The 11,460-nt window shown below is 36.2% G+C and carries 9 protein-coding genes; 4 read left to right on the top strand and 5 right to left on the bottom strand.

What is annotated here, in order from left to right; translation table 11 throughout:
• A partial coding sequence (locus tag AAC037_RS09455) for a lyase family protein (protein WP_339902760.1) occupies window positions 1–714 on the top strand: 714 nt, incomplete at its 5' end.
• Window positions 715–870: 156 nt separating this feature from the next.
• On the opposite strand, the gene AAC037_RS09450 is transcribed toward AAC037_RS09455, so the two are convergent.
• From AAC037_RS09450 to AAC037_RS09430, 5 genes are all read right to left on the bottom strand, one after another.
• The gene (locus AAC037_RS09450; RefSeq protein ID WP_339902759.1) at window positions 871–2,928 is read right to left on the bottom strand and encodes an alginate lyase family protein; all 2,058 of its coding nucleotides are present in this window, start codon (window positions 2,926–2,928) and stop codon (window positions 871–873) included.
• 79 nt (window positions 2,929–3,007) lie between these two features.
• A complete protein-coding gene (locus AAC037_RS09445) occupies window positions 3,008–3,550 on the bottom strand; it encodes a HEAT repeat domain-containing protein (protein ID WP_339902758.1) in 543 nt (180 codons plus the stop codon).
• A 149-nt stretch (window positions 3,551–3,699) separates the two neighbouring features.
• The gene (locus tag AAC037_RS09440) at window positions 3,700–3,870 is read right to left on the bottom strand and encodes an Arc family DNA binding domain-containing protein (protein ID WP_339902757.1); all 171 of its coding nucleotides are present in this window, start codon (window positions 3,868–3,870) and stop codon (window positions 3,700–3,702) included.
• Window positions 3,871–3,875: 5 nt separating this feature from the next.
• Window positions 3,876–4,358 (bottom strand): hypothetical protein, encoded by a 483-nt coding sequence (locus tag AAC037_RS09435; RefSeq protein WP_303614709.1) that lies wholly within the window; start codon window positions 4,356–4,358, stop codon window positions 3,876–3,878.
• A gap of 2 nt (window positions 4,359–4,360) precedes the next feature.
• Window positions 4,361–5,209 carry an SPFH domain-containing protein gene (locus tag AAC037_RS09430; RefSeq protein ID WP_339902756.1) on the bottom strand — a complete coding sequence of 283 codons (849 nt, stop codon included), beginning with the start codon at window positions 5,207–5,209 and terminating at the stop codon, window positions 4,361–4,363.
• A gap of 363 nt (window positions 5,210–5,572) precedes the next feature.
• Between AAC037_RS09430 and AAC037_RS09425 the strand changes: the two genes are divergently transcribed.
• The 3 genes from AAC037_RS09425 to AAC037_RS09415 all read left to right on the top strand — a co-directional run.
• Window positions 5,573–6,802 carry an MFS transporter gene (locus AAC037_RS09425; RefSeq protein ID WP_339902755.1) on the top strand — a complete coding sequence of 410 codons (1,230 nt, stop codon included), beginning with the start codon at window positions 5,573–5,575 and terminating at the stop codon, window positions 6,800–6,802.
• 333 nt (window positions 6,803–7,135) lie between these two features.
• Window positions 7,136–8,260, top strand: coding sequence for a mechanosensitive ion channel family protein (locus AAC037_RS09420; protein WP_339902754.1), 1,125 nt, complete (start codon window positions 7,136–7,138; stop codon window positions 8,258–8,260).
• Between the two features lie 833 nt (window positions 8,261–9,093).
• A partial coding sequence (locus AAC037_RS09415) for a right-handed parallel beta-helix repeat-containing protein (protein WP_339902753.1) occupies window positions 9,094–11,460 on the top strand: 2,367 nt, incomplete at its 3' end.

The following is an 11,460-nucleotide window of genomic DNA, read 5'->3' as shown; positions in this document are numbered from 1 at the left end:
AACATGAATGCCCATCACGTGGCTTTTCCGGAAATTGACTGGAACACCTTCGCTAACAACCTGGTCTCTAAAAACCTAGGCCTAAGCAGAAGTTACCCAACGACCCAAATTGAACATTACGATCATTTTGCAGCTCATTTTGATGGCCTCAAAAGATTGAACACCATCTTACTAGATTTCAGTAAAGATATTTGGCAGTATGTGGCCATGAATTATTTCAAACAAAAAATCAAAGCGGGTGAGGTGGGTTCATCAGCTATGCCACATAAGGTCAACCCTATAGATTTTGAAAATGCAGAAGGAAACCTTGGGATAGCCAATGCTTTATTGGAGCATTTGGCGGCAAAACTTCCCATCAGCCGTCTCCAAAGAGATTTGACAGACAGTACTGTTCTTCGGGTAATAGGTGTTCCATTGGCACATATGCAAATTGCTTTTCTTTCTCTGGATAAAGGCATAGAAAAATTGGAATTGAACCAAGTTGCCATAGAAAAAGACTTGGATGAAAACTGGGCTGTAGTGGCAGAGGCCATCCAAACAGTGCTTAGGAGAGAAGCTTTTCCTAAACCATATGAGGCCCTGAAAGCACTTACCAGAACCAATGAAAAAATTACCGAAGACTCAATAGCTACATTTATCAATAACCTCAATGTGTCTGAAGAAATTAAAAAGGAGTTAAAGGAAATAACACCATTCAATTATACAGGACTTTGATCCAAGATCAGTAAGACACTGACCTTGTGAAAAAGAAATATTCTCCAGGGTATAATCAAAGAGGCAAGTTTCTTCACAGAAACCTGCCTCTTTTTTTATTTATTTATTCTTTAGACTTTCTGAAATAGCCTTATAGAAAACACAACCAATAGTGGTTTATTTTTTATTAAACTTGGCAAACCTATTGTCCTCAAAAGGGATAGAAAGTTCATAAGTTTGTCCATTGTGACTCACTTCAAGTTCAATTGCATTTTGACTTTCTCCTATAATTTTAGCGTTGCTTTTATGCTTACTGGCGTTTCCCGGAGAGGGAATCAACAACCACACCAACGTGTCGTTATCCTTTATTTCACTATTGTAGATGCTGGCTACATTTGGTTCGTATAAATTGTATTCAGGGCTGTACCAACCTTGAATTTCAGGTTCTTCTTGCCCCATGATCATTTGAATATCAAATGCGACATCCCCAACTGGAACAATTTCCAGGCTACCTTCCGAATAACTTCCCACGGTAATATTGCCGTTTTGTTTGACATCTGCATCCGGATGCCAATGCCATAAGGTACTTATTTCCCTGGGCTGCTCAGTTCGGATCCTATCTACTACTACCCAAAACGCCCCTCTAACATAAAAGAGACTTCTATTGTGACTTGCTTTCCCATCTAAATCAATGAAATCATCGAAGGAAGAAGAGGCAAAATCAAAGTCTTCTGTAAGTTTAACCCTCTTGCTATCCACCGGTTTGTCTGCCAAACGTGGGCCATCCTCCTGAACTTTCCCATCGATCAAAACCAAATTATGGCCCTTGCTACTTAACGCATAAGGTCTAAATTTCTTTGCTATCTCTCCGGTATAAGCATATCTACCTGCATCTACAAGAAAATCCTTTCCGAAAGCTGAAAGAGACAGGTGCAGTTTATCATTGTGTTGGTGACCACTGCCCCAAGGGCCTATATCAAAAAAGGACCAGTGGGCCATGGCATCATAACCACTTCTGGAAATCAATTGTCCTGCCCAAGGGATAAAGTAAGAAGGTCCGTCAGCAGGCTTTGTTCCCTCACTCCCATTACTAGCTAAAAAAGCCCATTCCGGTTTATTGTATTTTTTAGCAGCTTTTAAAATATACGCTCGATCACTTCCTCTATCACCATCATTGTTCAATATTCTATACCCATCAGGTCTTATTGCTTTTGCAACATAACCATACATATTTTCTATGGTCTGAGTAAAATATTGAGGGAGTTCACGACCCGCCTCATCACACAAGTCTTTGAACAGCTCAAAATTATTCAAGGAAACGTTATGGTAATGAGAAGACAATTCGGTTTGGACTCCATCAGGATAAACCTGACCCCGCATGCTTTCTGTCATGGTAGCAATCGCATAATCCATCCATTCATCGGTAGCTTTGTATTCCGGGAAATAGGCCACAACGGTGGCCAAAGATGATATTTCCATCGTCAACCAATTGTTGCCACTATGAAAATTTCTATTGTAATGGGCATGATCAGGTAAACTACTCAAAATTAAAAATCGGGTTGCCGGTGAGATATATTCACTTTCCATCATGCCATAGAAAACCCTGGTCCACGTTTTCACTCTTGCAGCCACTTCAAGTCCTCTCCAAATTGATTCAGATTTCTTCTCTGCAGGGTAAGGCAAGCTTGCAAGAATAAAATCTCTCAAAAACAGGTCCATGTATTGTGCATATTTCGGGTTCCCTGTTTGAAAATAAGCTCCCATCACATTGGAAAGTTGGCTGTGTCGATTTGAGAGCCAAGCCCATTCCCTGTCATTATTTGGGCCCTTATAGTACCAATCCCGGTGTCCATTTTCCAGTAAAGGAACTTTACCTTTTACACTCTGAATAGTAAATACGTCTTTTAGAATGGTATCCGCTGCTGCTACTGTTTTTGACGAAGCATTAGGTAGGGTTTTCCGAAGTCCCATTCCATTTTCGGATACTTTATAGTAAGCCAACAATTCATTGGCTGCAATCACCCAGTTCTGTTTTGAAACCGCTGCCTTTACTTTCTCCAGCCCTTTGCGCTCCAAATCAATATGATCAAAAGTACCTTCTCCCAAGTATGGGTAAGACCTGTATAATTCTTTAATTGAGGTGATTTCTTTCCAGCTTTGTTGGGCAAAAGACGAATGGTATCCAAATAATAATAAGAGTGAAAAAATGTAAAATCTGATCTTGATTGGGTTCATTTTAATTCTTTCGATTAGAAATTCAGGAGATATCTGTTTAGGACTGAATTTGGGTTTAAAATATATTTAACTTTTAATTTTATTCCTCTTCATCAAGCAAGTCTTTAAGTTCTGCTAAAATTGTCTCTGCTTCAGCTTTTTTTAATTCAAAATCGTCTCCTTTAGACGAATTGTTGAGAAAATGATTATAATGTTTTTTGGCCTTTTTAAGGGTTCTCGGCGTTATGTCAAACTCAGCATAATCCAAATGAACCTTAGCTAAGGTTGACGATTTAAAGTTCCCAAAAAGATAAACCCTAAATAAATCAACAAATTTATCAATGATATCAAACTCTTCCACCAGAGAGACCAAACCTCCATTTTGGTGTTGGTTTGCCGGCCGGTGAATCACATCAAATAAGGCATCTAAAGTTATTTGTTTATTTTCCATCCTTGAAAGCACCTTGGTAGCCAAAAAAGCCACATCCATTTCACCTGACTTAAGCACATGGATCAACTTTCCTTGTACTTCCTCTCCTCCTATCCGTACCAACTGATCACCATATTTCATTGGATCCTCATTTGATTGATCGAGCAATTTTCCAATTAATCGATCTATATGATTATTTTCAGTACTGTCCATATTTTAAGGTAATCACTTGTTTTAAATTTAAGCAAACAAATTAAGCAAAATTTCTTTGTTTCCCCCTTGTATATTGGGCTTATTACTATCAATAATTAAGTTCTATTGAGCTATATCCATAACAGGGAGGATAAGTTTGTCGATCTGATTTATTTTTTTTCATCTTTTGATTTTGGTAACCTGCCTGCTTTTTTTAAAGCATCATGAATCAGCCATTCCAGTTGTCCATTGGTACTTCTGAACTCATCTGCAGCCCATTTTTCCATGGCTTTCATCAGCCGCTCATCTATTCGCAAGGCAAAAGGTTTCTTTTGTGCCATATATATTACCTTTCACTTCTCCATTCTTCCCAAGCCTCCAGAATTTTCTTCGGATTACGGGTACTCCATACAAAACTACTATCTTTCAGTGATACTCTCACTACATGAGATGTACTGAAAAGGTATTTCCACTCCCCTTTTAGATCATATTGTATACCTAACCCTCTCCCTCTCCAATTCGATCCCCTCTTAATTTGTTGGATATTCGTCACCTCTTCCCATTTGTATTTTCTCCAAGTATTAATGAATGGAGGGCTTTTGAAAGAAAGCGCAGTAGGATCCAACCTGATCTGAAGCTTCATACTAACAATCATCCAAACTACAAGAAAAGAAACAAACAAGATAATCGCTAGTACCATATTGCTTGTCGATTCATCTGATTCAATAACACCATAAACCAATGCAATAGCAGTTCCTAAGAACTGAAGGCCAAAAAATACAGGTATAAACCAAGCATCTTTTAAGGCCTGTGATTCATTATATACCATACTTATTGATTTAAAGTACCTACATTCACTACAGGGCTGGCATTTTTATCCGAGCAAAGGACTACCATCAGGTTACTTACCATTGCCGCTTTTTTCTCATCCTCAAAATCAATAATTCCTTTTATCTTCAAATCTTCCAAAGCCATCTCCACCATCCCCACTGCGCCGTCCACGATCATTCTCCTGGCAGCAACAATTGCGGTGGCTTGCTGTCTTTGCAACATGGCAGAAGCTATTTCAGATGAATAGGCCAAATGTGAAATTCTAGCTTCAATGACTTTTATTCCTGCATGCTGCAAGCGGTCACTGATCTCATCTTCAAGCGATTTATTTACATCTTCCACCCCGGAGCGAAGAGTTATTTCTGCATGCGCATCTTCAAAATTATCGTAAGGATAAGTCCCTGCCATCTTTCGAACGGCCGCATCGGCTTGTAAGTGCACAAAATTCTCATAGTCATCCACATCAAATGAGGCTTTAAAGGTGTCTGCCACCTGCCAAACGACAATGGTGCCTACCATTACCGGGTTACCTATTTTATCATTAACTTTTAAGGGCTTATTTTCAAAGTTGCGAACCCTTAGAGATATTTTTTTCTTGCTCATAAAGGGAATCACCCAAAAGAATCCATCGTCTTTTACTGTTCCTTTATAAGATCCGAACAAAAGCAGCACCACGGCCTTGTTGGGTTCTACTATAAAAAAACCCGGTAAAGTAAGTGCGAAAATCAATACACTAGGCACAAGTAGGAACACAACTTTACCAACTATGGTAAAAACGACAAATGCCAAGAGGCAGAAGGCTATGAATACCATAAAGTATCCAGATTGGGGTTTGATTGTCTTTTCCATATTATTTTAATATTATTTTGATATCATTTCAAATCTAATAAAAAATTACTGAATAGACATTAATTTCGTTCAATTATTATTTAAGCACATTTAATAATTAGCGTAATGGATTAAATCAAACCTGTAGAAACAATACCTATTTGGCTATTATTTAAAGCAGGCAGACCAACAGTGGTCAGGAGTAAAAATTCATAAATCCCTATAAAGCACATACATTCAGGCAATTGAAGGAGGATTTGCCAAATTTTTAAGGATAATTTACATAAAAGGGCAAAAGGTAAATTTAATTTTTTTATATATTGTCCAATTAAATTGATCAACCATCTGAATAAAAAAGTATATAAACTTCTAAACCCAAATTCAATGAACGAAAACATTAACAAAAGTGCACTCTTTAACGGGAGCTGTTTCGCACTAATTACCACAGGATTGTCTTTTTCTATAAGGGCAGGCATTCTTTCTCAACTTGGGGACGAATTCAGTTTAACTGGCGAACAACTTGGTTACATTAATTCAATGTGGTTTTTCGGATTTCCCATCTCCATGGTATTGGGAGGATTATTTTATCATTCTTTAGGTCCAAAAAACATCATGAAAATCGCTTTTGTGGCTCACACACTAGGCGTTGTTCTTACAGTATTTGCTGGAGGATATGTTGGCTTACTGGTTTCGATGCTTTGCATCGGGCTTGGAACAGGCTGTACGGAAGCAGCATGTAACCCCATGATTGCAGACATGTATTCCGGAGTAAAAATGAATAAAATGCTCAATAGGTTTCACATGTGGTTTCCTGGAGGTATTGTTATTGGAGCTTTAGTATCCAAAGGAATGACTATTCTTAACTTAGGATGGCAAGCACAAATGTGGATCATTATGATTCCTGCAATTACCTACGCTATTTTATTTTATGGGAAAAGTTTTCCTAAGCCAACCGTTGAAGGTGCTACTTCTTTAAAAGAAAATTTTAAGGCCATGTTTGGTCCAGTTTATCTATTTTTAATCGTTTGCATGGCGTTAACTGCGATTACAGAGTTCGGTCCAGGCCAATGGGTAGAGGTGATTTTGGGAAGTAGTGGTGCCGACCCAATGATTATTTTGGCTCTAACAGCAGGCTTAGTAACAGTTTTAAGATTCTTTGCTGGCCCAGTAGTAGCAAAATTAGGTCAAACAGGTGTATTACTTGGAGGCGCCATATTCGCCACAATTGGCATTTACTTATTTAGTATTGTTACAGGCCCTATGGCTTATGTGGCTGCTATATTTTATGCACTTGGATATTGCTATTTCTGGCCAGTTATGGTAGGAGCAGTTGCTCAACGGGTACCCTTGAGTAGTGCTTTAGGAATGTCAATTATTGGAGCTGTGGGAATGTTTTCTTCAGGTATTTTCCAACCCATTATAGGTAACTGGATAGACGAGGCCGTCGCTAAAAATTCTGAAGCAGGTTTGACAGGAGAGGCATTAAACCTTGCAGCCGGTCAAGCAACACTTCAAAATATGGCCTATTTCCCAATTATTCTAATTGTTTTGTTTACCATTTTCTTCTTCTGGCAAAAAAATTCTAAAAAAACTGAGGCGGTAAGCCCTGCTTAATTAAGATTTCTTCTTAAATCAATAAAGGAGGCACATTTATTGTGCCTCCTTTTGTTTTAATGGTTTTCTGAGTATAGTTTTAATTACTTGTTAAGTTTTATCCAGAAAATCGATTGTGTAAAAAAAATTAACGTCAGGTGCTAACTGTAACTTCTAATTTGGAAAGCAACTATTTGACAGGATAAGGCTTTAACAAAAGGAATTTCAAATTGAAGCCAATTTAACTTTAGGCTTTTTCCTAAAACAAACAATATCAACCCAAATCCGGCAGCTAATAAAATCATTGCAAGAACCCAAAATTCTTTTGATTTAAACTTTAAAACTAATCCTAATATGTTAGAAGAATACCTCGAATTCGAATTCTGGAACAACACGACGAAAGATTATTTAATAGCAATGGGGATCATTGTCATTGGCATTTTAATCGTCCGGATTTTTAAGAAAACTTTACTTCAAAAAATTAAATCCCTAACCGAAAAAACATCAACAAATTTTGATGATTACTTGGTTGAGGCAATCGAGAAGTTTGTAATTCCTGCATTATACATCTCTATAGTATTTTTTGGTATAAGAACACTGACTATTTCTGATGGGTTTAGAACGATCCTTGCCAACGCACACAAGGTCATTCTTGCTTATTATATTGTAAGACTTGTTTCTAGCGTATTGATCTTGTTATTAAAAACCTGGGTAAGAGAACAAGAAAACGGAGAAGAAAAAGTAAAACAAATCGGAGGTATTATACTTATTATCAATGTATTGATTTGGGGCTTAGGTATATTATTTTTGTTTGATAATTTAGGGTACGATGTAACAGCCATTGTGACGGGTATGGGTATTGGCGGTATAGCTGTAGCCCTTGCTGCCCAAAACATCCTAGGTGACTTGTTCAATTATTTTGTGATATTTTTTGACAGACCTATAGAAATAGGAGATTTCATCGTTATAGATGATAAAAATGGGGTTGTAGAAAAAATAGGTATAAAAACCACACGAGTAAAAACCCTCTCCGGCGAACAACTAGTCATCGCAAATAGCGACTTGACAAGCTCAAGAATTCACAATTACAAGAAAATGCAACGGAGGAGGATCCTCTTTGGAGTTGGGGTAAGTTACGAAACAAACAATGAGGACCTAAAAAGAATACCCGGAATTTTAAAGGAGATCGTAAACCATCAACAACCCATTACTTTCGACCGGGCACATTTCAAGGAGTTTGGAGATTCAAGCCTTAATTTTGAAGTTGTTTACTATATAGAAGACGCTGCATACAACACTTATATGGATATCCAACAGCAGATCAATTTCGAAATATTTGACAAATTCCAAAACATGGGTATTTCTATTGCTTTCCCTACACGTACCTTGTACTTGAGGAACGAAAATGGTCAAAACTTAAAAATCGAAAACGCTTCAATTGATGCAAAAGATCAGGAAACTGAAAGCTTAAATGATTAAGCAAATTCAAGCTACCGATAAAAAATTAATCCACACCCATACAATAGCATTATGCTAGGAATAGACGGATTGATTCTTAGTTCCTTTTAATTAGATAACACCCCATGTCCCACCCTGTGCATGGGGTGTTTTTAGCATTAAGAATAAAAACACTGTATTTATAACGGTAATGCCGACTGTCATTACTTTTTCGATTTAAAAAAAATTTTTCTGAATTGCATTATTAAGTAAATAAATTGGTTTTTTTACGAAAATTAAAACAAATCACCTATACATCTCAAATAATCTTAAAACTTCACAGTAATTTTTAATAAATAATTTATTCTTTTGAAAATAAATTTATAAACTTGTTGCAGAAATAACCAGATTGTGGGTTCAACCCACATAAAGCTAAATATCTAAAGACCAAAAAGATATAGCAAGAGAAAAAAAATAAAAAAATATAAACCAACTCTTTGCATATTAAATGCATTTTTATTAGTATTATATGCTTAAATTTATATGCAAAATTAATTATCAGTATTTCCCAGCCAACTATTCCAACTATTTATAATACTGACCGACTAAAATGAAATACGATATGAAATTTTGGTACGAAATTTCATAGCACATCTATACCGTCGCATATCTTTAATTACCCAAGCGATGGTATTAATCAAGTGCGAGTTAAAAAATTTAGCTAGTAGGGAGTCGATTTGAGATGAAGTGGCCTGTTTTAAAACTTCACTAGTACAATATTTTGTCCTAATCAAAAGATTATGGGCATTAGTGTAGATATATCAAACCTTAGTTGCTTAAAATATTAACCAACCACCGACTAAATACAAGTTTCAATGAACAAACCTTTACTAAGATTTGCCTTTTGTTTTAGCTTACTTCTACTAAGTATAAAGGCTACTGCAACAGATTATTATTTTTCAACTGAAATTGGTAATGACTCAAGAAGTAAATCGGAGGCACAAAACCCCGAAACCCCATGGAAATCTATCAACAAATTAAATGCCATTTTCAGCAGTTTAGAGCCTGGTGATGCGATTTATTTTAAAAGAGGAGATATTTTTTATGGAACCATAAAAATAAGTAAAGGAGGATCTCCAGGAAACCCCATAAAAATAGATGCATATGGTTCAGGGGAAAAACCAATAATCACGTCTTTTGAAAAAGTAACTGGTTGGAAGTCCATAGGAAATGGTAAATTTGAGAGCACAAATTCCTTTCCTAATTTTACAACCAACATTGTGATAATAGATGACAAAATTCAGGAAAAGGGGAGATACCCCAATAGAGATGCTAAAAATGGAGGCTACCTATCAGTTTCATCTTCTTCAGGAAACACTACGATAAATAGTAATGAATTATCCGGTGCCCCAAATTTCACGAATGGGGAAATAGTAATTAGAAAAAATCAATGGATTTTAGATAGACACACCATAAAGTCCAACTCAGGAAATACCATTCACTACTCTGGTTCTGGTGCATACGAACCCACTAATGGTTATGGTTTTTTTATTCAAAATCACTTATCAACATTGGATCAATTTGGAGAGTGGTATTACAATAGCCACCGTAAACTAAATGTATACTTTGGAGGTTATAACCCTAATAACTATGAGGTTTATGTAAGCACCTTAGAGAATCTGCTAGTAAAGTCATATAACGTAGATCATATTTCGATCCAGAGCATTCATTTTAAAGGGGCCAACAATGATGCCATATATGTAGGAGAAGGAAGTGATGTAGTCATCAATAATTCAGAGGTAGAATTCTCCGGCGAAAATGGAATAACTTCTTTAAATATAGATGGCTTAAAAATAACTAATACAAAAGTAAAACATTCATTAAATACAGGGTTGAACTTAAGGTATGGTAATGAAAATACCGTAATCCAAAACAACCATATTGAAAATACCTTCCCTTTTCCGGGAGGAGGACAAAACCAGGACAATAATGGAAATGGCATTTTTGTTTCAGGAAAAAATGTATTGGTTGAAAATAATGTAATCAACCAAATAGGGTTTAACGGTATTCATTTTGTTGGAAACAACATTACCGTTAAAAATAATTTAATCCAGAAATTTTGCCAGTTAAAAAATGATTGTGGTGGAATTTACACTTTTGGTGGAAGCAGCATTACTACTTTCACCAATAGGGTGATAGAAGGGAATATAATTGTTGATGGAAAAGCAACTAATAATGGGACTCCACACCATGATTCCCCAACCTATTCGCCACAAGGAAGTGGAATTTTCCTAGATGATAATGTAAACGGTGTAATCGTAACCAAAAACACCATTGCAAATACCGATTATTCTGGAATTAAAGCCTCTAACACATTCAACATCGCTATCAAAGAAAATACTTTTTATAACTCTACTATTCAAGCATTAATAGGAAACAGTCAAAGAGGTGCAGACACAAGAAATGTCGATATTACCGATAACATCTTTTTCTCAAAACTTGCAGATCAATACTCTTACCGCATCAATTCTTACAAGGATGACATCAATAGTTTTGGAACATTTAACAACAATTATTTTGCTCGACCATTAGGTGATAATCACAGTATTTATCTCACCTATTATAAAGACGATAAAAAACAAATCAAAATTCAAAACATACAAGAATGGAAAGAAACTTTCAAGAAAGACATCTCTTCATCAATCTTAGCCTTGAATGAAATAATACAATTTAATTTTGTTAAATTTTTAGGCAGCTGGTTGTATGATAACATTTTTTTCGACTCTAATATCTCTGACTTTAACTGTAATGAATGTACCCAATCTTGGGATTCCAATGGAATAAGCGGAGGCTCTATTAAGGTAAAAAGCCCAGGCTATTCATCAGCTTTGGTTAGAATTGGAAGTGTCTCTGAGGATAAAAATTATGTAGTTAAATTTAAAGCAAAAAGTAACAAAAAAGGTAACCTAAGGGTAGTTTTAAGATATGCAGGGTCGCCTTGGGAAATTATTTCACCAAGTACCGCAGTAGAGCTGGACACAGAAGTTAAGGAATATTCTGTCTTGATTAAACCTTATGCAAATGTCTCTAGTCCTGTTGTAATGTTTATCTCTGATGTAGGGGGTTGGGAATATTGGATTGATGATCTGGAAATAAATGAAGCTGATGTAGAAGTTACCAATCCAGATGATATATTTTTATTCGAATACAACGCTTCGAACTCAACAAAAACGATTGGATTA

This window comes from uncultured Cyclobacterium sp. (assembly GCF_963976465.1).
In the GTDB taxonomy this organism is placed as follows: Bacteria; Bacteroidota; Bacteroidia; order Cytophagales; family Cyclobacteriaceae; genus Cyclobacterium.
The sequence above is the reverse complement of the archived record's forward strand: the minus strand, read 5'-3'. Positions and strand labels throughout refer to the sequence as shown.

Excerpts from the sequence above, each read along its gene's own strand:
- AAC037_RS09440 (WP_339902757.1), bottom strand. The coding sequence starts at position 3,870 with ATGGCACAAAAGAAACCTTTTGCCTTGCGAATAGATGAGCGGCTGATG.
- AAC037_RS09425 (WP_339902755.1), top strand. The coding sequence starts at position 5,573 with ATGAACGAAAACATTAACAAAAGTGCACTCTTTAACGGGAGCTGTTTC.
- AAC037_RS09450 (WP_339902759.1), bottom strand. The coding sequence starts at position 2,928 with ATGAACCCAATCAAGATCAGATTTTACATTTTTTCACTCTTATTATTA.
- AAC037_RS09435 (WP_303614709.1), bottom strand. The coding sequence starts at position 4,358 with ATGGTATATAATGAATCACAGGCCTTAAAAGATGCTTGGTTTATACCT.
- AAC037_RS09445 (WP_339902758.1), bottom strand. The coding sequence starts at position 3,550 with ATGGACAGTACTGAAAATAATCATATAGATCGATTAATTGGAAAATTG.
- AAC037_RS09420 (WP_339902754.1), top strand. The coding sequence starts at position 7,136 with ATGTTAGAAGAATACCTCGAATTCGAATTCTGGAACAACACGACGAAA.
- AAC037_RS09430 (WP_339902756.1), bottom strand. The coding sequence starts at position 5,209 with ATGGAAAAGACAATCAAACCCCAATCTGGATACTTTATGGTATTCATA.